The sequence below is a fragment of the Vagococcus sp. QWL-13 genome, from assembly GCF_058683555.1.
This window is the reverse complement of record NZ_CM178746.1, coordinates 2,555,065-2,581,121: the sequence shown is the minus strand read 5'-3', so window position 1 is coordinate 2,581,121 and position 26,057 is coordinate 2,555,065. Positions and strand designations below refer to the sequence as shown.

The 26,057-nt window shown below is 40.4% G+C and carries 20 protein-coding genes, 1 other RNA gene, 1 riboswitch and 1 other annotated feature; of the genes, 16 read left to right on the top strand and 5 right to left on the bottom strand.

The features are described from left to right. The first annotated feature begins 11 nt into the window (after positions 1-11). The 6 genes from AC4PHI_RS12210 to AC4PHI_RS12185 all read left to right on the top strand — a co-directional run bounded on the left by AC4PHI_RS12210 (position 12) and on the right by AC4PHI_RS12185 (position 7,343). Complete coding sequence (locus AC4PHI_RS12210) at positions 12-950, top strand: carbohydrate ABC transporter permease (protein ID WP_492200102.1); 939 nt, start codon at positions 12-14, stop codon at positions 948-950. Then, positions 951-1,775 (top strand): carbohydrate ABC transporter permease, encoded by an 825-nt coding sequence (locus AC4PHI_RS12205; protein ID WP_492200101.1) that lies wholly within the window; start codon positions 951-953, stop codon positions 1,773-1,775. It begins immediately after the preceding gene. A 27-nt stretch (positions 1,776-1,802) separates the two neighbouring features. Continuing rightward, on the top strand, positions 1,803-2,912 hold the full coding sequence (locus AC4PHI_RS12200; protein ID WP_492200100.1) for a glycoside hydrolase family 88/105 protein: 1,110 nt from the start codon (positions 1,803-1,805) through the stop codon (positions 2,910-2,912). A 158-nt stretch (positions 2,913-3,070) separates the two neighbouring features. After that, positions 3,071-6,169 carry an alpha-mannosidase gene (locus AC4PHI_RS12195; protein ID WP_492200099.1) on the top strand — a complete coding sequence of 1,033 codons (3,099 nt, stop codon included), beginning with the start codon at positions 3,071-3,073 and terminating at the stop codon, positions 6,167-6,169. After that, positions 6,162-6,500: a cupin domain-containing protein gene (locus tag AC4PHI_RS12190; RefSeq protein WP_492200098.1), complete on the top strand. Its 339-nt coding sequence runs from the start codon at positions 6,162-6,164 to the stop codon at positions 6,498-6,500. The genes AC4PHI_RS12195 and AC4PHI_RS12190 overlap by 8 nt, the downstream gene beginning before the upstream one ends. A 12-nt stretch (positions 6,501-6,512) precedes the next feature. After that, complete coding sequence (locus tag AC4PHI_RS12185; RefSeq protein ID WP_492200097.1) at positions 6,513-7,343, top strand: sugar phosphate isomerase/epimerase family protein; 831 nt, start codon at positions 6,513-6,515, stop codon at positions 7,341-7,343. A 450-nt stretch (positions 7,344-7,793) separates the two neighbouring features. On the opposite strand, the gene AC4PHI_RS12180 is transcribed toward AC4PHI_RS12185, so the two are convergent. The 3 genes from AC4PHI_RS12180 to ssrS form a co-directional block, all read right to left on the bottom strand. Then, positions 7,794-8,264: a universal stress protein gene (locus AC4PHI_RS12180; RefSeq protein ID WP_492200096.1), complete on the bottom strand. Its 471-nt coding sequence runs from the start codon at positions 8,262-8,264 to the stop codon at positions 7,794-7,796. Positions 8,265-8,287: 23 nt separating this feature from the next. Continuing rightward, positions 8,288-8,575 (bottom strand): hypothetical protein, encoded by a 288-nt coding sequence (locus AC4PHI_RS12175; RefSeq protein WP_492200095.1) that lies wholly within the window; start codon positions 8,573-8,575, stop codon positions 8,288-8,290. Between the two features lie 78 nt (positions 8,576-8,653). Continuing rightward, a non-coding RNA gene (gene ssrS / locus AC4PHI_RS12170) (6S RNA) lies at positions 8,654-8,843 on the bottom strand. A gap of 129 nt (positions 8,844-8,972) precedes the next feature. Next, a riboswitch (M-box (ykoK) riboswitch) is annotated at positions 8,973-9,140 on the top strand. Positions 9,141-9,347: 207 nt separating this feature from the next. Here ssrS and mgtA point away from each other — a divergent pair. After that, positions 9,348-11,990, top strand: a complete 2,643-nt coding sequence (gene mgtA / locus AC4PHI_RS12165; RefSeq protein ID WP_492200094.1) for a magnesium-translocating P-type ATPase — start codon at positions 9,348-9,350, stop codon at positions 11,988-11,990. Between the two features lie 188 nt (positions 11,991-12,178). On the opposite strand, the gene AC4PHI_RS12160 is transcribed toward mgtA, so the two are convergent. Next, the gene (locus AC4PHI_RS12160; protein ID WP_492200093.1) at positions 12,179-13,450 is read right to left on the bottom strand and encodes a replication-associated recombination protein A; all 1,272 of its coding nucleotides are present in this window, start codon (positions 13,448-13,450) and stop codon (positions 12,179-12,181) included. A 218-nt stretch (positions 13,451-13,668) separates the two neighbouring features. Here AC4PHI_RS12160 and AC4PHI_RS12155 point away from each other — a divergent pair, with 218 nt between their 5' ends. The 5 genes from AC4PHI_RS12155 to dtd all read left to right on the top strand — a co-directional run bounded on the left by AC4PHI_RS12155 (position 13,669) and on the right by dtd (position 18,735). After that, positions 13,669-14,163, top strand: a complete 495-nt coding sequence (locus AC4PHI_RS12155) for a DUF3013 family protein (protein ID WP_492200092.1) — start codon at positions 13,669-13,671, stop codon at positions 14,161-14,163. A gap of 18 nt (positions 14,164-14,181) precedes the next feature. Next, on the top strand, positions 14,182-15,135 hold the full coding sequence (prmA, locus tag AC4PHI_RS12150) for a 50S ribosomal protein L11 methyltransferase (RefSeq protein WP_492200091.1): 954 nt from the start codon (positions 14,182-14,184) through the stop codon (positions 15,133-15,135). A 3-nt stretch (positions 15,136-15,138) separates the two neighbouring features. Then, complete coding sequence (locus tag AC4PHI_RS12145) at positions 15,139-15,897, top strand: 16S rRNA (uracil(1498)-N(3))-methyltransferase (RefSeq protein ID WP_492200090.1); 759 nt, start codon at positions 15,139-15,141, stop codon at positions 15,895-15,897. Between the two features lie 157 nt (positions 15,898-16,054). Beyond that, positions 16,055-18,271 carry a RelA/SpoT family protein gene (locus tag AC4PHI_RS12140; protein ID WP_492200089.1) on the top strand — a complete coding sequence of 739 codons (2,217 nt, stop codon included), beginning with the start codon at positions 16,055-16,057 and terminating at the stop codon, positions 18,269-18,271. A gap of 17 nt (positions 18,272-18,288) precedes the next feature. Further along, positions 18,289-18,735 (top strand): D-aminoacyl-tRNA deacylase, encoded by a 447-nt coding sequence (gene dtd / locus AC4PHI_RS12135; RefSeq protein ID WP_492200088.1) that lies wholly within the window; start codon positions 18,289-18,291, stop codon positions 18,733-18,735. A gap of 79 nt (positions 18,736-18,814) precedes the next feature. On the opposite strand, the gene AC4PHI_RS12130 is transcribed toward dtd, so the two are convergent. Next, the gene (locus tag AC4PHI_RS12130; protein ID WP_492200087.1) at positions 18,815-20,101 is read right to left on the bottom strand and encodes an N-acetylmuramoyl-L-alanine amidase family protein; all 1,287 of its coding nucleotides are present in this window, start codon (positions 20,099-20,101) and stop codon (positions 18,815-18,817) included. A 159-nt stretch (positions 20,102-20,260) separates the two neighbouring features. Continuing rightward, positions 20,261-20,470 (top strand) — a binding site (T-box leader). Between the two features lie 51 nt (positions 20,471-20,521). Here AC4PHI_RS12130 and hisS point away from each other — a divergent pair. From hisS to pepV, 4 genes are all read left to right on the top strand, one after another. Beyond that, entirely contained in the window at positions 20,522-21,808 is a 1,287-nt protein-coding gene (hisS, locus tag AC4PHI_RS12125; RefSeq protein WP_492200086.1) for a histidine--tRNA ligase, read from the top strand. Positions 21,809-21,838: 30 nt separating this feature from the next. Then, complete coding sequence (gene aspS, locus AC4PHI_RS12120) at positions 21,839-23,611, top strand: aspartate--tRNA ligase (protein ID WP_492200085.1); 1,773 nt, start codon at positions 21,839-21,841, stop codon at positions 23,609-23,611. Positions 23,612-23,702: 91 nt separating this feature from the next. Next, positions 23,703-24,581: a YitT family protein gene (locus tag AC4PHI_RS12115; RefSeq protein ID WP_492200084.1), complete on the top strand. Its 879-nt coding sequence runs from the start codon at positions 23,703-23,705 to the stop codon at positions 24,579-24,581. Between the two features lie 53 nt (positions 24,582-24,634). Beyond that, positions 24,635-26,056, top strand: a complete 1,422-nt coding sequence (gene pepV / locus AC4PHI_RS12110) for a dipeptidase PepV (protein WP_492200083.1) — start codon at positions 24,635-24,637, stop codon at positions 26,054-26,056. The last annotated feature ends 1 nt before the right edge of the window (position 26,057 follow it).

Sequence of the window (26,057 nt, the reverse complement as noted above, 5' to 3'; positions counted from 1 at the left end):
AAGTGGACCACTTGGAAGATAATATATCAACATCAAAATTAGTAAAAGTGATTGATAAACAAGAAAAACAAAACAAAAAAGCTGGAAAGGGACGTATGACAAAGGCTTTTTGGATGTTTATTATGCCCAGTGGTATTTTGTTTACAATTTTTTTCTTAATCCCCTTATTTTTAAATATGTTTTTGTCTTTAACAAATTATGATGGTTGGAAGACAATGGATTTTATTGGTCTCTCTAACTATGTTCGAGTGTTATCTGATGATCGTTTTTATACAGCATTAGTTAAAACAATGATCTATGCCATAGTTAATATTCCCTTTAAAGTGATTATTCCCTTATTATTGGCGGCTTTATTAACTTCTCCCAGAGTTAAGTTTAAAACGATTTCTAGGACCGCAATTTATGTTCCAGTATTGTTATCCTCATTAGTCGTCGGTATTACGATTAATTGGATGTTTTCACAAGAATACGGTCTGATTAATTTTATTATCCAGCAATTTGGAGGGAAAGCCGTAGAATGGGGCAGCCACTCTCTTTTAGCGACATTCATTATCAGCGTGGCTAGTACATGGGCTTCTACAGGATTTTACATGATTATTTATATTGGGGCTATAAATAACATAAACAAAGACATGTATGAAGCTGCTGACATAGATGGGGCAACAAGTCTTCAAAGATTTTTAAGAATCACAGTACCCATGTTGGCGCCAACTACTTTCTTAGTGACGTTATTAAGTACGGTTAACCTTCTAAAGGAATATGCTCTAATTCAAGGTATTACGCAAGGTGGTCCGGGAACAAGTACTACTTTTGTTATACAATATATCTTTGATAAAGGATTTAATCAGTCAGAATATGGCTATGCAACCGCGATTTCAGTTGTTATTATGATAATCTTTGCAATCATCGCATTTGTACAGTTTAAAGTTAATGAGGGAGGAGAGATATAGATGAAAAAAGAAAGAACAAGCATACTCTTGACCGTGCTAAGCTTGGTTTGTGGTTTTTTAATTGTTTTTCCAATTATTTGGTTAATATTCAGTTCTTTTAAACCTTCAAGTGAGCTCTTCTCATACCCACTATCATTGTTTCCGAAGGATTTTTCGTTAGATCACTATATCAGAGTGTTAAAAGGTGGTTTTTTACAATACATCTATAATAGTCTGTTCTTAGCGGTTGTAGGAACAATGATAACTTTAGCAATTAGTGCGATGTGCGGGTATGCTTTAGCCATATATCGCGGGAATATCAGGTATACGAATTTAGTCTTTGCAGTCTTTTTGTTAGGTACGTTAATCCCAGGGGAGACTTTAACAATTTCACAATTTACAGTTATCAGTTTTTTAGGATTATACAACAATATCTGGGGGGTTATACTTCCGGTTGTAACAACTACTACAGGGATTTTTATGTATAGACAATATTTTATGTCTTTACCGTTATCTTTTGTGGAAGCAGCGAGAATGGATGGTGCTTCTGAATTTTATATTTTTGGAAAAATCATGCTGCCATTGGCAAAATCAACAACAATCACATTGACATTGTTCAGTTTTATGTGGCGATGGAACGATTATATCTTACCGTTGTTAGTATTGTCAGAACAGAGAAAATATACGATTCAAATCGCCATTAAAAACTTCATCGGTTTCAATGGTGTTGACTGGAATTCTATTTTAGCAGCATCAGTTATTTCAATTGTTCCAGTTACGATTTTGTTTATGTTTTTGCAGAAGTATATTGTTGGCAGTGAAACAGCATCGGGAGATAAAGGATGACTATAAGGAAAACAGGAGAAGGGTATCATGGCAATAGAAGTGACAGCAACGATAGAGAAAGTTATTGATAAATTAACAACTCTGGAAGAGATAGACAGTACTGAATTTGAAGGACTTTCAAAAAAAGAACAAGAGAAAATCGGTTTTTTTGCTCGGGATTTTGGAATGAATTATTGGGATTGGCCACAAGGAGTTGGTTTATTCGGCTTATTTAATATTTCTCGTAAGTACGATGAATATATAATCAATTGGGCGGAAAATGAGATCCGAAAAGGACTGCCAATTTCAAATGTCAATACTGTTTGTCCTTTGTTGACGATAATGAACTATCCACAATATGAAGAACTGAGTTTGCAATGGGCGGAGGATATTTTTTATCGTTTTGATCGTACAGAAGAAAATGGAATTCAGCACAACACAACTGGAGCAACTAAAGCAGACTTAGTCAAAAACGATGAGCAAATTTGGGCAGATACAATTTTTATGACTATTCTCTTTTTAGGACAAATGGGTGTAAAGTATAAAAGAGAAGAATGGATCGAAGAGGCGATTTATCAAGTGCTCTTACATGTGAAATATCTTCTGGATAGAGAAACAAATTTGTTTTATCATGGCTGGGATTTTTCTAAACGTTCTAATTTTGGTGCTATTTTTTGGTGCCGTGGAAATAGTTGGTTGGCAATGGGAATTCCTCTTTTTTGTAAGATTATGGAAGATCATCTAGCTAACGAAGAAAAAGAATATTTGTTGGTTGTTTATCAGAATCAAATTGAACGGTTGATGCAATTACGAGATGACGAAACTAATCTTTGGCATACCATTTTAGATGATAAGAGCTCATATATTGAAACCTCTGGTTCAGCAGGAATACTTGCCGGGATTTATCTTGGCTTGCGAGAAGGATATTTAAAGAAAAGTCAATATGGCTTGTTAGCTGAAAAGAGTATTCAATCTTTAGTTTCTTACATAGATGAGCATGGTACACTACACGGGGTTTCTGCTGGTACAGCAATCAGTTCAGCAAGAGATGACTATAAAAATATCATTGTAAAACCAATGGCGTATGGCCAAGCAATGTGTTTATTTGCTTTAGGACAATATGATAAGTATGTTACGGAAGCTATGAGAGAAAAGTGAGACTTTCGTTCGTTTTAAGAGAATTTTTTCGGCTTAAAGTTCTAGTAATAACCGAGAATAATAATATTTATTTTAAAAAGTATTGGAGAAATGTGCAAAACTTAGAGACTGTACTGTAAATTATCCTCAAATTGTTCTATTAAGAAAAGGAGTTTGGAATGACAGCTATCGAACTGCTCTTAGCTAAATTAAAACAGGAGATATTTCAAAAAAAAAGAAGGATTAAAGATTTCAAAATCGAAAAAGCTGGCTATTTTGATTGGAATAAAGTTATCAATGGTGAAAAAAGCGACTTAAATAAAGGGTTGGGGGGAATAGATAGCCACTATCAGATTGTATTCCCATATCCCGATTCGGTAACAGATGATATGAATGAAGGTTTAAAACCCTGTGTTTGGGTAAAAACAACAGATACAGATATCTGGAATACAAACAATCCTCAATTCATCGTCAGTCATAATCAAAAAATAATTCGTTCATTGGATATGAATCACAGCTATTTTCTCCTTCCCCCAAAAAATAGTGAGGAAATTACTTTAAATGTTTACACAAATACTGAAAAACCAGATATCTTCATAGAAGTATGGTTTGGTTATCAAAACACTTGTGTGTTCCAGCTTTTCTATCGACTGAAGGCAATTTATGAAAGTTATCAACTTTGTCAGAAGGAGTCTCCCACAAGAGTCATCTATCAAGGTTTTTTTGAACGGATTTTATCTATTGTTGAAGGGGATTATGACTCCCCCAAAAAATATCAAGAATGTTTGGAGAAAATTGATAAGTGGCTGCTCTATCAAGATGAAGTGGCTGATTCGCCGATTGTTGAGCATGTTATTGGACACACCCATATTGATTTAAGTTGGTTGTGGACAATTGAGCAAACTAAAGAAAAAGTAGTTCGTAGTTTTTCTAATGCGCTATATTTGTTAAATATCTACCCTGAAATGACATTTATGTCTAGTACACCATTACTTTATGAGTTTTTACACGAACAGGACCAAAATTCTTATGAACAAATTAAAGGACTCATTGAGCAGGAACGCTGGTTTATTGAGGGAGGAATGTATGTTGAGAGTGACATTAATCTTCCTAGCGGTGAGTCCCTTATTCGTCAAATATATTATGGCAAGAAGTTCTTTTCTGAAAACTTCAATAAAGAAACAAGAATACTATGGTTACCTGACTGTTTTGGTTTTAGTGCCTCATTGCCACAAATAATCAAGAAAGCGGAACTTGATTATTTCTTCACTTCTAAAATGGATTGGAACGAAACAAATAAAATGCCAAACGATATCTTCTTCTGGGAAGGCATCGATGGTTCCAAAGTTCTTAGCTATTTTTTAACTACATCTGACTATTCAGAAGACCAGTCGGTTGGTACAACTTACAATGGACGTTTAAATGCATCACAGGTCAAAGGGACATGGACCAGGTTTAAAAATAAAGAACTAAGTAAAGAAGTGCTACAAATATATGGTTTTGGCGATGGCGGAGGCGGTCCAACAGAAGAAATGTTAGAATACAGTAAAGTATTCCAACACCAATTGCCAAATATGCCAAGGATTGAACACTCTTCGCCACAACTTTTTTTTAACCATTTAGAGAAAAATATCCAGGGGAAAAAAGTTCCTAAATGGCGAGGAGAGTTATATCTTGAGACTCATCGAGGTACCTATACAACTGATGGATTATTAAAAAGGATGAACCGCGAAACGGAAAATTTGTTGTTAATCACGGAATGGATAAATGTCATTGCGCATTTTTATCAAGAGGAAGAGGCTGCAGACTATCCAATGATTTTGGAAAAGGCTTGGAAGAAGGTGTTAATTAACCATTTTCACGACATCTTGCCAGGTACTTCGATTCAGCAAGTTCATGACGAGGCAATTGAACGTTATCAGAGTGCAATTATTATGTGTCAAGAGCTGATTTCTGATAAGTTAGCGGATTTAGGCCTCAAAGATATTTCAAGTTTTTCGCAAGTATCAGAGGAAGATATTTGGGTAGGAAACCCAACTTCATATTTGCGAAATGAAGTGGTAAGTGATGAGGAAAATGATTATCTGATAGAGAATATTCCAGCTTTTGGCTTTAAAAAAATCAAACTGTCATCCTCAAAGGAGAAGAAAAAAAATATTAAGGGGCTTAATATAGCGGATAGTAATGTTGTAGAAAAAATAACGGAGTGTTCGTATAAAATCGAAACAAAACATTACCGGTTTATATTACATGATAGTGGTGAGATAAGAGAGTTTTACGATAAAGCTTTGCAAAGAAATTTGACAGAAGGACAAGGAGCATTCAATCAATTCCAATTGTTTAACGACATGCCTAAAGAGTATGATGCATGGAATTTAGATCAAGAATCGTTATCTCAACAAATAAATATAGGAAATAAGGGACAAATTGAGGATATTGTAGAATCAAAACACAAATTAGAAATTAGTTATTCGCGAACGTTAAGAAATTCAACCGTTTTTCAAACTATTACTTTATATGAACACACTAAAAGAATTGATTTTAAAACGATTGTTGATTGGCAGGAGAGACAAAAATGTCTTAAAATAAATTTTGCAACTAACCTGATTATGCCAAAAGCTACATATGATATTCAGTTTGGTAATGTAGAACGTCCTTCTTATGTGAACACTTCTTGGGATGATGCACGATTTGAAGTTTGTGCACATAAATGGGCAGACCTATCGGAGAAAACGTGCGGTATTGCACTCTTGAATAATTGTAAGTATGGTTACTCGGCAAGGGAAAATCAACTGAGCTTGACACTTCTTAGAAGTCCGCAAAATCCAGCAAAAGATATTGACAAGCGCATTCAAGAGTTTACTTATAGTCTGTACCCTCATGAAGGAACCGTTGAACAATCAAGAGTCTACAAAGAAGCATACGCACTCAATGTGCCATTAATTTTTGGCCAGAGGACAGAAGAAAGCCCAAGGGTTGTTGAGGACCTATTGTTAATTGACTTATCTGAAAAAAATGTTATTTGTGAATCAATAAAAATGGCCTATGAGGACGATGCATATATTATCAGATGCTATGAATCCTTTGGAAAGACAACGTCGTGCAATATACGTGTTAATCAACAAGTGAGTTCGGTTGAAACTGTCAGCTTGTTAGAAAATATAACAGATGAAAAATTTAGCTATTTATCCTCAGAAGGGATTATTACTGCAGAATTTAAACCGTTTGAAATTCGAACATTTAAATTATATTTATCAGATCGGAGTACATATGGATAAGAGAATAATAAGCAGGGATGATGACTTCAAAAAAATCAATAGTTTTTCGAGTAGAGCTATTGGCGTTTATAATTCAGAGATGCTTATGACTAAGGTCAAATTTGAACAATCGACAGATGATTATGGATTTCATCAACATTACCACAGCCAAGTTACATATGTCTTGGAAGGCAGTTTTTTATTTGTAATTGATGGTAAGGAATATCAGGTTTCAAAAGGGGATTCATTGTTAATTGAAAGTAATTTGGAACATGGTTGTATTCCTTTGTCATTGCCAGGTTTACTTTTGGATGTTTTTTGTCCTATTAGAGAAGATTTTTTTGAAAATTAAGAGGTGGTAGAAATGTTTAATTTGGCGGTTCGCGGACACGATATATCAAATGTAAAGACGCCAACAGAACTTGCTCATAAGACAGAAAAATATGGTGTTAAAAATTTACAGCTGGCTCTGAATGTGTCTTTTCCTAATCTGAGTAGTGTGTCTTCAATGAATCCAGGGTTAGGGACCTATTTCAAACAAGAGATGGCAAGAGAAGGGGTCCAAATAGCTTTGCTCAGCTGCTATTCTAATTTAATTCATCCTGATGCTAGAATCAGAGAAAAAGTTTTGCAGAAATTTGAGAATTATTTGTTTCATGCCAGGTTTTTTCAAGCATCCATGGTTGCCAGTGAAACCGGATCGGTTTTGCCAGAGATGGGGTACAGTGAAGAAAATTTTACAAATGAAACCTTTGAAGACATGGTCGGTGTTATTCGACGTCTAGTCTTAACAGGAGAAAAAGTTGGGACGCTTGTAGGTATTGAGGGTGGTCTGAATCACCCTCTGTATTCAAACCAGCGGATTCATCAATTAGTTCAAGCCATAGATTCTGAGTTTCTAGGAATAATTTATGATCCGACTAACTTAATTACAGCAGACACTCACACTGAGATTATATCAATTGTAAGAGAAGCTTTTGAAACATTTGGAAATAAGATTGTTTGTTTACACTTAAAAGATTTTATTATCAAAGAAGATAAAGTGATCCCAGTTTCATTAGGTGATGGGATTATCCCTTATAAAGAAATCTTGGAAATTGTAAATTCTTTTAAACCATATTGTTACATAGTTTTAGAGGAAACAAAAAACGAAAAAATTGGCGAAGCGGTAAATCTGATTAATTCAATAAAATAATAATCTTTATCATGGAAAAAGCTAAAGAGCGCTTATATTTAATGTTTTTAATGGTAGTATAAGGTAAGCAGCTCATTAACAGCGCGTAGAGGTTGAAGGCGTCTTGGAAACATATTTTTCAGCTGGTTTGAGCGCATTTCAATTTATCCATAGTCGAAACTAGAGTAAAAAAAGAAATGAGAGTTACAAAATTGCTTTAGACGTTGCTACAATAAGTTTAAGGAACTCTCAAAAATGTAAGTGGACGGTAGGATTAGAACCTATACCTCGATGATAGAGAGAATATAACTAGCAATGTTTTGAAAGTGTAAAACAATCAAAACTCTCTATGGAAAATACTTTTTGAATAATAACACTTCTGATTAAAAATTACTTAAGAAGTGTTGACAACTCTTGGAACCTATCTTTAGAATTGTGAATTTTTTAGAAATCAAAAACCACCTGCCAAAGTTACTCGGCAGGTGGTTTCTTCAATTGGATATCTTTATCTTTAACAATCAACACGTCGCAAGCAGTGTGTCTGACGACGTATTGGGACACTGACCCTAACAGGAAGCGTTCAACTAAATTCAGCCCCGTTGCTCCCAACAGAATCAAATCAATATGATATTTTTCGGGCAATTCGTGTGCAAGTAGTTTTTTCACTGAACCGAACTCAATTACTCCTTCGACCTCTTTGACGCCACGTTCTTTTGCGAGCTGCAAGTATTCGTCCAGTGTTTGCTGTGCCATGACAGCAGCTCGATCTGCCATATCATCATCATAAGAGGAAATATTTTGAAAAGCCCTAGTATCAATCACGTGGGCCACCACTAGTTTTCCGCTGTTTTGTTTAGAGATTTGAATAGCTTTAGACAAAGCTAATTCTGCCGTCTCAGAGCCGTCCACTGCAACCAGAATCCTTTGATACTTTTGTTTCATAACCAACACCTCAATTCAAAATTTTACGATTGATGTATATTTTTTGAAATTTTAAGACTGTAAAAAGCTGATACAGACATGATCAGCACAAGATAGACAAGAGTGGCGGTTTTTTGATTGAGATAAAGACATATTAAACCTGCAAGGCTAAGGGCGAAGCACCAATTGATAAACCCCTTGAAAGCCTTTGAAATCTGCTCATCTGTTTTTCCATTTCCCAGCACGTGGCTGATTTTTTGGTGGTGTTTGTTCAGTATTAAAGCAACAAGGAACAATACAACCATCAAAATGCCGGTCAGTAGTCGAATCATGATAGCCCCTTCTGAAATTGTGACATATAGAATAAAAAGCAACTTGCGCAGGCAAATTGCTTTGATTTTTTAAAAAGAAGGAAATCCGTCGATGCCGTTAGTCACCCCGTAGTATTGAACCCGCTAGTAAGCAGGTGGGTTTCATAGCTCAACTCTCAAACTACCAAGTGAAAAGGCTTGTTTTCCTTTTGAACATTTTGAATCCCTAAATAATACTAATATGTTCGGTCAACACTGAAATGGAGTGGCGCGAACATCACAGACTACCCCTAGTCATATACTAGCATAGAAAAAAAAAATGAGCAATAAAATGGGAATGATTATGAACCAAAACAGGGGATTTTTTGCCGAAGTTGATTAATGCCCTTTTTTCATGTACAATGATTAAGAAAGTTAAATAAAAATCTGTTAGGTGAGGCTCCTGTATGGAAACACGCTGCTGCCCAAAAATGTCGAGAGACGCCAATGGGTCAACTGGAATTGTCGAATGAAGGCTCTTCCTAATGTAGCTGAAGTAATGACTTCTAAGCCATGTAGTGCTAAAGCTCGACTTTGAGGTTACTTGTTAATGATTTTTTGCATGCACTCTCAATTTCGAGGGTGCATTTTTATTTAGAAATTTTTTAAGGAGATGGTTAAATGTATTCTCAATGCGTCAACAAAGAAAACCCAGATGAACGAAGGAAGCAGGAAGCAATTTTGTGCTTATCCTGTGGAAAAGAATAGGGAGGCAGAGAATTGTTTTCCTGCGAATTTAAGGAGGAAAACGAGAATGAATAAAAATCTAGAAACAACAAGCATGAAAAAACTTGCACTCAATAAAAAAGTAGCCAGTCAATATGACTTTCACAAACTTGTGAAATTAAGCAAACGGGAATTGATGATGATCTTCCGTTCCAGCGAAAACGGTCTGTCAAAAACAGATGCCGCCACTCGATTGGAAGAATATGGGCCTAATATCGTCGCTTCAGAGCAGCCGATCCCTCATTGGAAATTGTTTGTGAATGCCACAAAAGATCCATTCGTCTATGTTTTGGTATTATTATTAATAATTTCGGCATTAACAAAGGATTACGACGCAGTCATTATTATGGGAATCATGATTTTTGCCAGCGTGTTTATTCAATTTGTCCAAGATGTCCGGGCGCAAAAAGCCAGTTTTGAATTGAAAGAGATGATTGAAAACACTTGTGCAGTCACCCGTGAAGGAGAAACATTTGAAATTCCAATGGACGAGGTAGTACCGGGGGATATCGTCCGTTTAGCGACCGGAGACATGATTCCGGCAGACGGCAAACTCATCTGGGCCAATGACTTGTTCGTCAACCAATCTTCCATGACCGGGGAATCATTGCCGGTGGAAAAGCACACACTGGTCGATGAAACAGACCGTGCCGCGATCCAAGCAAACCAGACTGTTTTGGAAATGTCTGACTTAGTATTTATGGGGACAGACGTGCTGAGCGGTGAGGGAATCGTGCTGATCATGCAGACAGGAGGCAACACTTTCTTTGGAGATATTGCGAAGACAGCTTCGTCTACAAGAGGCAGTTCTGCTTTCGAAAAAGGCATCACGCAAGTAAGCAAATTGTTGCTGCGTTTAGTGGCAGTGTTTTTTATCGTGGTCTTATTGTTGAATGGGATATCAAAAGGAGACTGGAGCCAAGCATTCTTTTTTGCGATTGCTGTGGCGGTGGGATTGACTCCTGAAATGCTCCCAATGATTGTGACAAGCAACCTGGCTAAAGGGGCGCTGGCGTTATCGAAGAAAGAAATCATCGTAAAAGAATTAAACGCCATCCAAAATTTAGGAGGCATGGATGTTCTGTGCACAGACAAAACGGGGACCATTACTGAAGACAAAGTTGTCCTGGTAGAGTATGTGAATCCGGAAGGGATAGTGGATGACTCTGTTCTGGATGCGGCCTATGTGAATTCCTATTACCAAACAGGTTGGAAAAACTTGATCGACCATGCAGTGATTTCATATTATAATAAAAACCGCACCAAAAAAGAAGATAATGGTTTTACAAAAGTGGACGAGCTGCCCTTTGATTTTTCCCGTCGGCGATTAAGCGTCATCGTGGAAAAGGACAATGAACACTTGATGGTGACCAAGGGTGCTTTAGAAGAGATGGAAGATGTTTACACACATGTGGAAATCGGCGGAAAAGTTGTGCCGGTGACAGAACAGCTGCAACAAGGCATGCGGGAAGTCAGCTATAACATGAATCAGAGAGGGATGCGTGCCATCGCTGTGGCATATCAGAAAAATGTCCACAAATCTCCAGTTTATACAGTAGCTGACGAGTCGGACATGATTTTAAAAGGTTTTGTGGGTTTCCTTGATCCGGCTAAAAAAAGTGCCGGTCCTGCTATCAGCTCCTTTCATGATCACGGCGTAAATGTAAAAGTTTTGACAGGTGATAATGCCATCGTAGCAAAAACCGTCTGCGAAGAAGTGGGTATTACAGTTGATGGTTATCTCAATGGAGCCGAAATTGAAGAAATGTCTGATGCCCAGCTGAAAGAAAAAGTTTCAGAAATCAATCTTTTTGCCAAATTATCACCGATGCAGAAATCCCGAATCATCCAGTCCCTTCAAGAAAACGGACATACAGTAGGCTTTATGGGAGATGGTATCAATGATGCCCCCGCCTTGCGAAAAGCTGATGTGGGGATTTCGGTAGATACAGCGGCCGATATTACTAAGGATGCCAGTTCCATCATCCTGCTTCAAAAAAGTTTGACAGTGTTAGCTGAAGGGGCCATTGAAGGACGAAAAGTTTTCAGCAATATGATGAAATATATCAGAATCACCATCAGTTCCAACTTTGGGAATGTTTTTTCCATATTGATTGCCAGTATCTTTCTGCCGTTTCTACCAATGCTTTCTCTTCAGCTGCTGGTCCAAAATTTAGTATATGATTTGGCGCAGCTGACCACACCCTGGGATCATGTTGACGAAGTGGAGCTGGAGAAGCCGATTACTTGGAATCTAAAAAGTCTCGTACGCTTTATGTTGATTCTGGGTCCTGTCAGCAGTATTTTCGATGTCCTGACATTTGCTTTGATGTGGACAGTGTTTGGAGCCAATACGGTGGCTCAGCAAGGACTGTTTCAGGCAGGCTGGTTTGTAGTGGGACTTTTCACGCAAATTTTTGTCGTACATATTTTAAGAACGTCAAAATTATCTTTCATCCAAAGTCGTGCCAGCATGGCATTGACCATTGCCAGTGTGCTGGCTTGCGGGACAGGCTTATTGATTGTAGGGACCTCTCTCAACCAATATTTCGACTTCTTATCTTTGCCGGCTAATTATTGGCCATGGCTTGTAGGTATTGTTATCAGCTATATCTTAACAACAGAAATTATGAAGAAAATTTATATAAAAGCGAATAACGGCTGGCTATAGACGGCAGTGATTTATCAAAGTTTTAAATCAAAAATCAAGTTAAAAACCAAAAACGTTGAGAATACTTAAAAAGTAATTCTCAACGTTTTTTATTAGTTTAAGTGCCAAGTTTTTCTTGTTGCTGCAGCTTTTGGCTTTTGTTGTACTGGCGGGATAGTTTGCTACCGTGAATTTTTGATGGATAGATTTTATTTTTGGCGTTCTTCCAACTGCTTATAGCGATTGCCCAAAGCTTGCTCATATTTTCCGGTGGCTTTAGGCTGATAATATTTTTTATTTTTTAAACCGTCCGGCAGATATTGCTGGGGGACCCAACCGTCTGGAGCATCGTGGGGATAGCGGTAACCTATGCCTCTTCCCAAGTCTTTTGCCCCGCGGTAATGATTGTCTTTCAGATGGTCAGGGACTTCACCGATCAGTCCTTTGCGGATATCAGCTAACGCCGCATCAATAGCCAAATAGGCGGAATTAGATTTTGGCGATAAACAAAGATCTACCACTGCCTGGGCCAGCGGGATTTTTGCTTCAGGAAATCCCAGTTTTTCTGCCGCCTGTACTGCACTGACAGTCCGTGCCGCTGCTTGGGGATTGGCTAATCCCACATCTTCATAGGCAATGACCATCAGACGCCGGCAAATAATCAGCATATCGCCAGCTTCCACTAGTCTTGCCAGGTAATGCATGGCAGCATTGACATCACTGCCCCGAATGGATTTTTGCAGTGCGGAGATAACATCGTAGTGGGCATCGCCTTTTTTGTCATGAACCATGGCTTTTTTCTGGATACATTCTTCAATGATTTCAAGGGTCAAATGAATGGCAGCATCTTTCGTCGGTTGCGTGGATTTGACTGCCAGCTCCAGTCCGTTTAGCGCACTGCGCAAATCGCCGTTTGTTGCACGGGTCAAATGAAGCAGTGCCAGCTCATCCAAAACAACTTTTTTACTGCCCAATCCTCTTTCTTTATCTGAGAGAGCAAGTTCCACTGCCCGCTTGATATCTTTTTCTTGTAAAGGTTTGACTTCGAAAATTTGAGTTCTGCTGCGTATGGCAGGGCTGATACTGATATAGGGGTTTTCCGTGGTGGCCCCGATTAAAATGATTTTGCCGTTTTCCAAGTAAGGCAGCAAAAAATCTTGTTTTGTTTTATCCAGACGATGGACCTCATCTAGCATTAGAATGACTGAACCGCTCATTTTTGCTTCTTCTGCCACGATTTGTAAATCTTTTTTTGTATCTGTGGCTGCGTTCAGCATTCGAAAAGCATATCTGGTAGAACCGGCAATCGCACTGGCGATACTGGTTTTTCCAGTCCCGGGAGGACCGTATAAAATCATGGAAGACAGCATTTTTGCTTCGACCATTCGTCGAATGATTTTGCCTTCGCCGACAAGGTGCTGCTGACCAACCACTTCATCTAAATTTTTAGGACGCATCCGATACGCTAAAGGCTTGTTCATAAGCTCCCTCCTTGTTTTTTATTATTATAACACAAACGTACATTCTTGTTTTGCTGTTTTTGCTGCTATTTTGACAAACCCGGATTACTTTTTGGAAAGCAGAAGAAGATTAAAAACTGGGAGCCGCTAAAATACCCGAATCTTTTCATTAGGTATTGGAAGTAGACAGAATTTCTTGTATGATGGGAACAGAAGTTTAGACAAGCGAGGAAATCATAATGAAGAAAAAGAATATGTTGGAATATTTAGACGAACAACTTGAAAAAAAATTAAAAGACTATGATTTTGCTATTGATTGGGACCGAAAGACCCACAGGATAGAAATCATTGTGGTATTGTATGCTCACAATAGCCAAAGTCTTAAAGTAGAGGATTTGGATGGCGTAGAGTCAGCAGAAGAAGTTATAGAATTCGAAGATGCTGTATTGCTTTATCCTCAAGGAGATAATGTAGACGAAAATGATAAGCAAGATTACTTGGCTGCGCTGCCTTATGAAGGGAAAAAAGGGCTGACACAGGGAGAGATTGAAGGAATCGCCAGCTATCTGTTCCAAGTCCTTGAAACAGGCGAAGAAGAACTGATGGATTTTTTACAAGATGAGACGAAAGAATCATTTGAGCTGTATTGGGAGTCAGAAGTTTTTCAATCGCTGGTGGACGAGCATACAAAACGGAAAAACGGTCAGATGTATTATTCTTACCCAAGATATTAAAATAAGGCGGTCGAGAACATGAATTGGACAGAAGTAAAAGTACAAACAGAAAGTGAAGCAGTAGAGGCTGTTTCGAATATATTGATGGAAGCAGGCGCAAGTGGTGTAGCAATTGAGGACGCAGCGGATTTGGCAGCCTACTCAGGAGATAAATTAGGGGAGTACATTGATAAGCATGAGATTCATCATATTCGTGAAGGTGCCAATGTGAGTGCATACTTTCCTGAGACGGTTTTTCTTCCTGAGATTTTACCCCACATCAAAGCACAAATTGCTAAACTGCCGGAATTTGGTCTTAACATCGGGGCCGGCGAAGTTACAACAAGTGAAGTAGCAGAAAAAGATTGGGCAACCTCATGGAAAAAATATTATCATCCGGTGCCGGTCAGCCGTTTTCTGACCATTGTACCAGAATGGGAGACCTATACACCTAAACACGAGGATGAAAGAGTTATTGTGATGGATCCGGGAATGGCTTTCGGTACCGGAACTCATCCGACAACACTGTTGAGTTTACAAGCGTTGGAAATGACACTCAGGGGCGGAGAACGTGTTTTGGACGTGGGGACAGGTTCGGGTATTTTGAGTATTGCCGCTAAACATTTTGGTGCAAAAGAAGTTCACGCCTTTGATTTAGATGATGTTGCGGTGGCAGCTGCAAAGGGCAATTTGGATTTGAACCCTGTGGCAGCAGAAGTTTCTGTTTCTGCCAATGACTTGTTAGAAAACATCACAATCAAAGCAGACGTGATCGTCGCCAATATTTTGCCCCACATTATTCTCCGGATGATTGAGGATGCATGGCATCTTTTGACAGAAGGAGGCAAACTGATAGTCTCAGGAATCATTCTGGATAAAGAAGGGGAGATTCTTGAGGAGATGTATGCCCAAGGATTTGAATTACTGCAGAAGTATGAACAGCAAGGCTGGTTGGCCTTAGTTTTTGAAAAACCTGAGCAGGATGGAGAGTAACACATGCAGCGATATTTTATCCCAACGAATTATGAAGAACATGACCGCTCTTCAATCGAAATCACCGGGGAGATTTTTCATCACATGATTCGGGTGATGCGAATGAAAGTGGCAGAACAAGTTTATCTGGTATTCAATCAAAAACATACCATCATTGCAGAAATTACTGCTATTGCCGAGGAGCTGGCTTTGTTGAAAGAAGTAAGGGCAGTGGCATCCGAAACGGAACTGCCGGCACATGTCAGTCTGTTTTGCGGCTTTCCTAAAGGAGACAAGCTGGAGCTGATTACTCAGAAAAGCACAGAGCTTGGAGCCAATCAAATCTTTGGTTTTCCCAGCAAGACATCTGTGGTAAAATGGAATGAAAAAAAACGAATCAATCGTGAACAACGTTTAAATAAAATTGCCAAAGAAGCTGCGGAGCAATCCCATCGGACGACGTTCCCTACGGTGCGGCTTTTAGAAAGTCAAAAAGAATTACTAAACGAGTTGGCATCCTTCGATCATATTCTCATAGCCTATGAAGAAACGGCAAAAAAAGGGGAGCACAGGCAGCTGACCCAGACTTTGCAGCAAGTTCAGACCGGGGAGAGACTGGCATTCGTCTTCGGTCCTGAAGGCGGACTGACTCCAGATGAGGTGGAGATGTTAAGTCAAGCAGGCGGAAAAGTCTGCAGTCTCGGTCCAAGGATTCTGCGGACGGAGACGGCTCCGTTTTATGCCCTGAGTGCCGTCAGTTTCCAGTTAGAAATGTTAAATTGAACAAAAGATATCAAGACGTGTTTGCTTTACAGGCAGGACAAAGCGAATCGTTGAAAAAAGTCATAAAAATCGTTATAATTAAGTAATAACTTCATGGAAAAGCACACCTTTATGTGTGTGCTTTTTTAAAATTAAGAAGGATCAGGGAGTGAAACACATGTCAAAAGATCAAAATTTAAGTGCTGATGACGTCATCAAAATTGTTTCCAATTATATGAGTCCTGAGCATGTATCTTTTGTGAAAAAAGCGTGTGTTTTCGCGGCAGAGGCGCATGTAGGACAAGTCAGACAGTCGGGGGAAGAATATTTCATTCATCCTATTCAGGTTGCAGGAATTCTTGCAGAACTTAAAATGGATCCCTATACGATCGCCACAGGATTTTTGCACGATGTGGTAGAAGATACGGATGTGACGCTGGAAGAATTGACCGAAGAGTTTGGGGAAACGGTGTCCATGTTGGTGGATGGCGTGACGAAACTAGGTAAAATCAAGTATAAATCCCATGAGGAACAGCTTGCTGAAAACCACCGTAAAATGTTGATGGCCATGTCCAAAGATTTGCGGGTCATCATGGTGAAACTGGCAGACCGACTGCATAATATGCGGACGTTGAAGCACTTGCGGGCAGACAAACAACGCAGAATCGCAAAAGAAACTTTGGAAATTTACGCACCGCTGGCTCATCGGCTAGGGATCAGCCGGATCAAGTGGGAATTAGAGGATACAGCCTTGCGTTACTTGAATCCCCAGCAGTATTATCGAATCGTTCATTTGATGAATTCCAAACGGGATGAAAGAGAAGCTTACATTGAGGAAACTGTAACAAATATCAAGGAAGCAACGGAAGAGCTGGAAATCTATGCTCAGATTTACGGCCGGCCAAAACATATCTACTCTATCTACCGAAAAATGAAAGATCAGAAAAAAGAGTTTGAAGAAATTTACGATTTATTGGCTATCCGTGTATTGGTGGATACGATTAAAGATTGTTATGCGGTTTTGGGAGCCATTCACACGAAGTGGAAACCGATGCCTGGACGCTTCAAAGATTATATCGCCATGCCGAAAGCAAATATGTATCAATCGCTGCATACTACGGTCATTGGACCTAAGGGAAATCCTGTAGAGATTCAGATCAGGACACATGAAATGCATGAAGTAGCTGAATTCGGGGTAGCCGCACATTGGGCATATAAAGAAGGAAGAACTGAAAAGGTAGAAGAAAATGCTGAGACCCGCCAACTGAGCTGGTTCAGAGAACTTATCGAACTGCAAGATGAAAGCAACGACGCCTTTGACTTTATGGAAGGGGTCAAGGGAGATATTTTCAGCGACAAGGTGTATGTTTTTACACCTAAGGGAGACGTTTCTGAATTGCCTCAAGGTTCCGGTCCATTGGATTTTGCTTATAATATCCATACGGAAGTGGGAAATAAGGCGACAGGGGCAAAAGTAAACGGAAAAATGGTGCCCCTGGATTATAAACTGAAGAACGGCGATATCATCGAAGTTTTGACATCTGCCAATTCCTTTGGTCCGAGCCGTGACTGGATTAATTTAGTCGCAACTTCCAGTGCCCGTAATAAAATCCGGCGCTTCTTTAAAAATCAGGACAGAGAAGCCAACGTGGCAAAAGGCAAAGACAGCATTGAAAAACAATTGCTTCAAAATGACTTTTTGCCTAAAGACTTTTTGAATAAAGCCGCCATGGCCCATGTCATGGAACGTTACCACTACAAAACAGAAGATGATTTGTATGCGGCGGTAGGCAATAACGAAGTCACTGCTTTGACTATGGCAAATCGGTTGACTGAAGAGGCCCGGCGCAAACGGGAAGAGCAGAAACAACAAGAGCAAGTAGAAGAAATGTTGAAGCAGCCGGCGAAAAAAGAACCGGAACGAATGAAAATCCGTCATGAAGGCGGTGTAGTCATTCAAGGGGTCGAAAATCTACTGGTTCGAATCAGCCGCTGCTGCAATCCGCTGCCGGGAGATGAAATTGTAGGTTATATCACGAAAGGCCGCGGCGTTTCTATCCATCGTAAAGACTGTCCCAATATCGTAAATAATGATGCGGCGGATGAGCGTTTAATCGAAGTGGAGTGGGAAGATACCGCAGCGGTCAGCACGAAAGAATATAATGCCGATTTGGAAATTTTCGGTTATAATCGCAACGGTCTCCTGAACGACATCCTCCAAGTTGTCAATAGCATGACTAAAAACTTGATAAATGTGGATGCCAAACAAGGGAAAAATAAAACAGCCAACATCCATCTGCGTATCAGCATTCAAAACCTTGCTCATTTGGAGAGAATCGTTGACAAAATAAAGATGATTCCAGATGTGTATAGTGTGCGGCGGATGAACGGCTAACAAGCGGGGGAAAAATTGTGAAAGCAGTGATTCAGCGGGTGACATCCGCCAGTGTTTCAGTGGCAGGAGAAGAAATTTCATCAATCGGCAAAGGATTTGTTGTCCTTGTGGGTGTCAAACAAGGAGACACCAAAGCCGAAGCAGACTATCTTGTCCGCAAAATAATCAATCTGCGTATTTTTGAGGATGATGAAGGCAAGATGAATTTAAATATTCAGCAGGTCGGCGGAGAAATTTTGTCGATTTCCCAGTTCACATTGCTGGCCAATACAAAAAAGGGCAACCGTCCAAGCTTCACGGAAGCGGAAATGCCTGATAAAGCCAACGATCTCTACGAATATTTCAATGCCCAGATCGAGCAAGAGGGCATCAACGTCGGCAAAGGGAAATTTGCGGCAGAAATGGCGGTCAGTTTAGTAAATGACGGACCTGTAACGATCGTGATCGACACTGAAAAAAAATAATAAAAAACCTTCTGTTGAGTTAACCGCAACGGAAGGTTTTTTGCTGATCTAGTTCAATTTGATGAAAATATTTGAAATCTTATTGGAAATATTCCACTAGAGCATTGGTGATAGCTTTGGCAACTTTTTTTTGATACGTCTTTGTCTTAAAATGGGAAACGTCGTTGTAAGAGTTCATGTAGCCAAGCTCCAGCAGCAAGGCGGGCCGTTCATTATCTCTCAGCACCTGATAGTCGCCAAATTCAACGCCCCGATTTTCAATTGGCAGATCGGAAGCCAAATGTTTATTCACGGTGTTTGCCAGGGCAAGATTACTTTCATCATAGTAGTAAGTCGTTGTCCCGCTGGCGGTATTCAGTTCTTCGGTAGAGTCATAATGAACACTGATAAACACATCAGCTTTTGCCCGGTTGCTCTTTTCGGCGATTTCTGCCAAAGGAATGAACACATCTTCATCTCTCGTCAAAATCACATTTGCGCCGTATTTTTTTAGTTCTTGCTGTACAAAACGGGCGGTGGCTAAAGTAACGACTTTTTCATAAATCATCCCGTTGGCACTTTCCGAACCCGAATCTTCCCCGCCATGTCCCGCATCGATCATAATCGTGGCTTCTGCGATAGAAGTGATTTTTTCGTTTCCAGTTTGGGGTTCGTTGGAGCTGACCACCCAATTAGCCACATAACCGGTACTGCCATCAGATGTTTCCACTTGATACCAGTCTCCATCAGAAGCAACATAGGTGAGGCTTTCTCCAAAATTAATTTCTTCAATGATGTTTCCCTCAATGTCTGCTTGGTCACGTATTTTGGTGCCGTCTTGCCGGGCATAAACTTTATCCAGTTTCTGAGATTCGATTGCCAGTTCTTCAGTAGTTGCTGGTGTCAGTAGTTCTGAATAAATCCAACCGGTTTTTGATTTCACTTCAACGTGGGACCAGCCGTTTTTTTCAGAAGTGATGGTGACTTCAGTGTTTTTTTTGAGTTCGTCCAGTGCTTTGCTCTCCGTACTGGCTTCCTTGCGAAGTTTTGTATCGGCAGTATTGACATACGCTTTGATACTGGTCGAGGGGCTGGTAGCATCTTCTGAAACCAGCCAGCTGGCAATCCAGCCTTCTGAGGCGTCATCAAGTTTAACTAAATACCACTGACCTTTTTCTTTTAGAATTTCCAGTTTATCCCCTTTTTTTACTTGGGTAACCACGTCATGTTCCACTCCCGGCCCTATCCGGACATTCATGGCCATCGCCTTGACGGTAACAAATTCTTTGCCGTTCAAACTAAAAAAAGCAAGGATGACGATACATATAATGATTATATTAATGAATAATAATTTTTTCTTTTGTTGATGATAGGCCTTTTTTTTCACAATTAACCTCCGTATCCATAGAACTTTTATCTATTATAACAGAAAAAATCAGGGCGGCATATACAGGGGGACTTTTGGCGGTATTCTTTTAAAATTTTTCAACTTTTATTTTCTCCCCTTGACAAATAAGCTGTTCTTTAGTAGTTTAAGGTATAATACCTTAAATCTTAGATAGAGAAAGTAGCTTTTATTCTTGCCGGCGCAGAGAAAACTATCATGGCTGAAAATAGTTTCCGCAAAAAAAGTGAAAGACACTCTGGAGATAAACAGTGCAAAGCTGTTTCGCGTTCGAGGCGTTAATCGATTAAAGTGGAAAGAGAGTCTCTTTCAAATCAGGTGGTACCACGTGTGAAATCATTCGTCCTTGTTAATGCAACAAGGACTTTTTTTGTTTTAAAATTTAAAGGAGGATATACAGAGATGAAGTATCAGAGACCTAGGGGAACGGCAGATATTTTACCGGGCGAAGTGGAAAAATGGCAGTTTGTTGAAAATACAGCCCGAGAAATTTTTAAAAAATATCAATTCAAAGAAATCCGCACACCGATGTTTGAACATTATGAAGTCATCGCCCGCAGTGTAGGGGACACCACAGACATCGTTTCTAAAGAAATGTACGAGTTTTATGATAAAGGAGACCGGCACGTTACTTTGAGACCAGAGGGGACAGCGCCAGTGGTCCGGGCATTCGTGGAAAACAAGTTATTCGGTCCAGAGTTTCCCAAGCCGTACAAAGCCTACTATATCGGGCCTATGTTCCGCTATGAGCGTCCTAAAGCAGGACGGCTGCGTCAATTCCATCAAGTTGGGGTGGAAGTGTTCGGCGGTGAAAATCCGGCAACAGATGTTGAGGTGATGTTGATGGCCCTTGATTTTTACCAGACATTGGGAATCAAAGAGCTGAAGTTGGTCATCAATTCTTTGGGGGACAAAGAAAGCCGTCAAAAATACAGACAAGGCCTGATAGATTATTTGACGCCTCACTATGACGAGTTGAGCCAAGATTCGAAAAATCGTTTTGAAAAAAACCCTTTAAGAATTTTAGACAGCAAGGATCGGCAAGACAAAGACATCGTAGCCAATGCGCCTTCAATTTTAGATTTTCTTTCGGAGAAGTCGCAAAAACATTTTGATACAGTGAAGGCTTTGCTTGATTATTTGGATGTCCCTTTTGAGATAGACCACCGGATGGTCCGCGGTCTAGATTATTATAATGACACGATTTTTGAAATCATGAGTGAAGCCAAAGTTTTTGGTGAAAGGGTAGCCTTGGGCGGCGGCGGCCGATACAGCGGGTTAGTAGAAGAAATCGGCGGACCGGAAACCCCAGGTGTTGGTTTTGGACTGGGGATTGAACGGACGTTGCTGGCAATCGAAGCCGAGGGAGATGCACTGCCGTTGGAAGAAGGGATCGACGTTTATGTGGTCGGCTTGGGAGAAGAAACAAACCTGGAAACGTTCAAAATGGTTCAAGCTCTTCGCTACGCAGGTTTTTCAGCAGAACGGGATTATATGAACCGGGGTGCTAAAGCACAGTTTAAAACCGCCAATCGTTTAAAAGCGAAAGTCGTTGTGACTTTAGGGACGGAAGAGATCGAACAACAAGTGGCCAGAGTAAAAAATATGGCTTCCTCCAAGGAAGTGACAGTCTCGTGGACGGACATTTATCAAGATTTTGCCAGTATTTATCAGAAAATAACCAACTAAGAGTTGATTGGGAGAAAAGGATGACAGGGAATGACAAAAAGAAGCATGTACTGCGGGAGAGTATCTCGTGAACAGTTAGGCGAGCTAGTGACTTTGAAAGGATGGGTGCAGAAACGCCGGGACTTGGGCGGTTTGATTTTTATTGATTTAAGAGACCGGGAAGGCATCGTTCAGGTGGTAGTAAGTCCTGAAATCGCGGAAAGTTCTTGGGAGGCGGCTAATACTTGCCGCTCTGAATATGTGTTGGAAATCACCGGTGAGGTGCTGGCTCGAGAAAGTCAGGCAGTCAATAAAAAAATGGCTACCGGAGAAATAGAAATTTCTGCCCGCTCCGTAGTGATTTTAAATAAAGCGAAAACACCTCCGTTTCCAATTGAAGATGAGGGACAGGTCAATAATGAAATCCGTTTAAAATATCGTTATATAGATTTGCGTCGTCCAAAAATGTTTGAAAATTTAAAAGTTAGACATCAAATCACTCAATCAGTCAGAAGTTTTTTAAATGGCGAAGATTTTTTAGAAATTGAAACACCTTATTTAGACAAGTCCACTCCCGAAGGTGCCAGAGACTATTTGGTTCCTTCGCGGGTACAAGAAGGACATTTTTATGCTTTGCCCCAATCTCCTCAGTTAAGAAAGCAGTTATTAATGGGAGCAGGGTTTGACCGCTATTATCAAATTGCCCGTTGTTTCCGTGATGAGGATTTGCGCGGCGACCGTCAGCCGGAATTTACACAAATCGATATCGAAACGAGCTTTTTGACTCCAGAAGAGATTCAAACGTTGACAGAAAATATGCTGGCAAAAGTGATGAAGGAAGTCTTGGATGTGTCGATTCCTACACCGTTTCCTAGATTGACTTATCAAGAAGCCATGGACAAGTATGGCTCAGATAAACCTGATACACGTTTCGACATGACCTTGATAGATGTAGCACCAGTGGTAAAAGAGACAGAGTTCAAAGTTTTTCAGTCTGCGATAGAAAACGGCGGTCAGGTAAAGGCCATCGTTGCGCCTCAAGCGGCGGATAAATATTCAAGAAAAGATTTGGATAATTTGGGCAAAGAGTTGTCACAATATGGTGCGAAAGGACTTGCTTGGGTGAAAGTGACCGAGGATGGTCTGAACGGGCCTATCGCCAAGTTTTTATCTGTGGTGAAAGACGAATTGACCGCACATGTGGGGGCACAAAGCGGTGATTTGATTTTATTTGTTGCCGATACTGCTGATGTGGTGGCAGCATCCCTGGGTGCGCTGCGTTTGAAGCTGGGCAAGGCACTAGAATTAATTGACGGCAAACTCTTCAACTTCCTTTGGGTCGTTGACTGGCCGTTATTGGAGTATGATGAGGAAGAGGGGCGTTATGTTGCAGCCCACCATCCTTTTACCAGTCCGCAAAAACAAGATATCCCACTGCTGGAGACGGCGCCGGAAAAAGTCCATGCAGAAGCATACGATGTCGTCTTGAACGGCTATGAGTTAGGCGGAGGTTCTTCAAGAATTTTCCAGCGGGAGCTGCAGGAAAAAGTTTTGGAAGTTGTAGGGTTCAGCAAGGAAGAGGCTGTCAGCCAATTCGGCTTTTTGCTGGATGCTTTAGAATTCGGTTTTCCTCCACACGGCGGAATTGCCTTGGGGCTTGACCGCTTGGCGATGTTGCTGGCAAAAGAAGACAACATTCGTGAAGTGATTGCCTTCCCTAAAAATGGCCGTGCCATGGACCCGATGAACAACGCGCCAGGAAAAGTTTCAGAAGGACAGCTGACGGACCTTCATTTGAAAATAATAGAATCATTAAAAAAATAAGAGAGTGGGCCTCTTGCTGTCATTTATTCTTTTATTATGAGTAAGAAGAGACTATAATTGGCATGGATATTAAAAAAAGAGAGAGAGACCAATGGAAAAACGCGAAAGACTGAAGATTCCTCAACAGGAATATGTCCAAAAGACAGGTGTAGCGGTTTTGTATGCATTGATTGCGTCAGTGGCTCTGAATATTTTTTGGCGACCGGGAAATATCTATGCCAGCGGACTGACAGGATTTGTCCAAATTGTTGAGACATTACTGGAAAGATTTTTACACGTTCAATTACCGTTTTCAGTTTTGTATTACTTGTTGAATCTCCCGTTATTTATTCTTGCATGGCTGAAAATCAGCCGTAAATTTACGGTTTTTACGCTGATTACCGTTACATTGACATCTATTTCTTTAGCAGTGGTCCCTATTACGCCACTGACCACGGATCCGTTGTTGTGTGCCCTTTTTGGCGGAGCGGTGAACGGGTTTGGCGTAGGATTTGCGTTGAAAAACGGTATTTCTTCCGGCGGCTTGGACATTATCACTTTGTCGATCCGCAAGATGACTGGGAGAACAGTTGGTTCTGTGGCAATTATTTTTAACGCAGCAATCGCACTGACAGCAGGTTTTTTATTCGGTTGGCAATATGCTTTTTATAGTATTTTGAGTTTTTTCATCAGCGGAAAAGTGATGGATGAGGTCTACACGAAACAGAAAAAGATGCAGGTGATGATTATTACCCGGCATTCGGATAAAGTGATTAAAGCCATGCAAAGCAAATTGCGCAGAGGCATCACGATTATTCATGGAGCTGAAGGGGCGTATGACCGTGAGGCACAGGAAGTTTTATTTACTGTGATTACCCGCTATGAAATGTCGGTTTTTGTCTGCATAATGAAAGAAGCAGACCCTCATGCGTTTGTGAGTATTTCAGACAACGTAACGATTTTGGGGAATTTTTATGACCCGGGTATGTAGACTTTGATAAATTTTTTAAAATTGTGAGAGCATTAGAAGGAGTGGTTAGTTTTATGACAACAATTGATTGGAAAAAGGAAGTAGCAGATAGAAAAGAAGAGCTGTTGTCGGATTTATTTGAATTGCTGCGGATTCCCAGTGTGCGTGAAGATGATAAAACCGCACAAGATGCACCAGTCGGTCCCGGTCCAAGGGATGCGCTGTTAAAATTTTTGGCTTTGGGCGAACGGGATGGCTTCACTACAAAAAATGTTGAAAATATCGCAGGACACATCGAATACGGCGAAGGAGATGAAACATTAGGCATCTTCGGGCACGTGGACGTGGTCCCGGCAGGAACCGGTTGGGAAACAGATCCTTTTGAACCGGTTATCAAAAACGGCCGGATTTATGCGCGGGGTTCCAGTGATGACAAAGGGCCAAGCATTGCGGCTTACTATGCTATCAAAATCATCAAGGAATTAAACTTGCCCTTATCGAAAAAAATTCGTTTTATCATAGGAACGGATGAGGAAAGCGGCTGGCAATGTATGGACCGTTATCTGGAAGTGGAGGAAACGCCAGATTTTGGTTTCGCTCCTGATGCAGAATTTCCAATCATCAATGGTGAAAAAGGAAATGTGTCCGTAGCATTGAAGATCGGCGGAACGAATGAGGGTCCCGTTAAGTTAATTAGTTTCAACTCAGGTTTGCGTCCGAACATGGTTCCAGAATCCGGTACTGCTGTGCTTGAAATCAAAAAGGCGGAGACTTTAAAAGCCATTGAAAAAGATTTGAAGGCTTATGTAGCTGAGAATAAAATTTCAGGGAATGTGACTATTGAAGACTCCAAGGTGACTGTTTTTATCAAAGGAAAATCCGCACACGGAGCCAGCCCCGCCGCAGGCATCAATGGTGGCACACATTTGGCAAACTTCTTGAGCCGTTATGACTTTGACGGCAATGCTAAAACTTATCTGGAAGTAATCGCTGAACTTATCCATGATGACACAGAGGGTAAAAAGCTGGGTGTTGCTTTCAGCGACGAAATTATGGGTGATTTGACTCTGAATGCAGGTGTTTTTGAGTTTGAAGCAGCAAATGATGCTAAAAATAATTATATTCTTTTAAACATGCGCTATCCAAAGGGGATAACAACAGAAAAAATCAACGAGATTATCAGCGGGAAACTTGCTGGGACAGAATTCAGTGTTGAAGTGGAAGGCGGGGGCAAAGGGCCTCACTATGTACCGGAAGAAGATGAACTTGTCAAAACACTTTTATCTGTGTACGAAGCACATACCGGCTTGAAAGGTCACGGGCAAGTCATAGGCGGCGGTACCTTTGGCCGTTTATTAGAGCGCGGAGTTGCTTATGGTGCCATGTTCCCTGACAGCATTGATACGATGCATCAGGCAAATGAATTCATGGCGGTCGATGATTTGCTGAAAGCGGCAGAAATATATGCCGACGCCATTTACCAATTGGTTAAGTAAA

Bases quoted from the DNA above. Each gene is read 5' to 3' on its own strand.
- AC4PHI_RS12115 (WP_492200084.1), top strand. From the start codon at position 23,703: ATGGAAAAACGCGAAAGACTGAAGATTCCTCAACAGGAATATGTCCAA.
- AC4PHI_RS12175 (WP_492200095.1), bottom strand. From the start codon at position 8,575: ATGATTCGACTACTGACCGGCATTTTGATGGTTGTATTGTTCCTTGTT.
- AC4PHI_RS12145 (WP_492200090.1), top strand. From the start codon at position 15,139: ATGCAGCGATATTTTATCCCAACGAATTATGAAGAACATGACCGCTCT.
- aspS (WP_492200085.1), top strand. From the start codon at position 21,839: ATGACAAAAAGAAGCATGTACTGCGGGAGAGTATCTCGTGAACAGTTA.
- hisS (WP_492200086.1), top strand. From the start codon at position 20,522: ATGAAGTATCAGAGACCTAGGGGAACGGCAGATATTTTACCGGGCGAA.
- AC4PHI_RS12155 (WP_492200092.1), top strand. From the start codon at position 13,669: ATGAAGAAAAAGAATATGTTGGAATATTTAGACGAACAACTTGAAAAA.
- AC4PHI_RS12195 (WP_492200099.1), top strand. From the start codon at position 3,071: ATGACAGCTATCGAACTGCTCTTAGCTAAATTAAAACAGGAGATATTT.
- prmA (WP_492200091.1), top strand. From the start codon at position 14,182: ATGAATTGGACAGAAGTAAAAGTACAAACAGAAAGTGAAGCAGTAGAG.
- AC4PHI_RS12200 (WP_492200100.1), top strand. From the start codon at position 1,803: ATGGCAATAGAAGTGACAGCAACGATAGAGAAAGTTATTGATAAATTA.
- mgtA (WP_492200094.1), top strand. From the start codon at position 9,348: ATGAATAAAAATCTAGAAACAACAAGCATGAAAAAACTTGCACTCAAT.
- AC4PHI_RS12190 (WP_492200098.1), top strand. From the start codon at position 6,162: ATGGATAAGAGAATAATAAGCAGGGATGATGACTTCAAAAAAATCAAT.
- AC4PHI_RS12185 (WP_492200097.1), top strand. From the start codon at position 6,513: ATGTTTAATTTGGCGGTTCGCGGACACGATATATCAAATGTAAAGACG.
- AC4PHI_RS12205 (WP_492200101.1), top strand. From the start codon at position 951: ATGAAAAAAGAAAGAACAAGCATACTCTTGACCGTGCTAAGCTTGGTT.
- pepV (WP_492200083.1), top strand. From the start codon at position 24,635: ATGACAACAATTGATTGGAAAAAGGAAGTAGCAGATAGAAAAGAAGAG.
- AC4PHI_RS12140 (WP_492200089.1), top strand. From the start codon at position 16,055: ATGTCAAAAGATCAAAATTTAAGTGCTGATGACGTCATCAAAATTGTT.
- AC4PHI_RS12160 (WP_492200093.1), bottom strand. From the start codon at position 13,450: ATGAACAAGCCTTTAGCGTATCGGATGCGTCCTAAAAATTTAGATGAA.
- AC4PHI_RS12180 (WP_492200096.1), bottom strand. From the start codon at position 8,264: ATGAAACAAAAGTATCAAAGGATTCTGGTTGCAGTGGACGGCTCTGAG.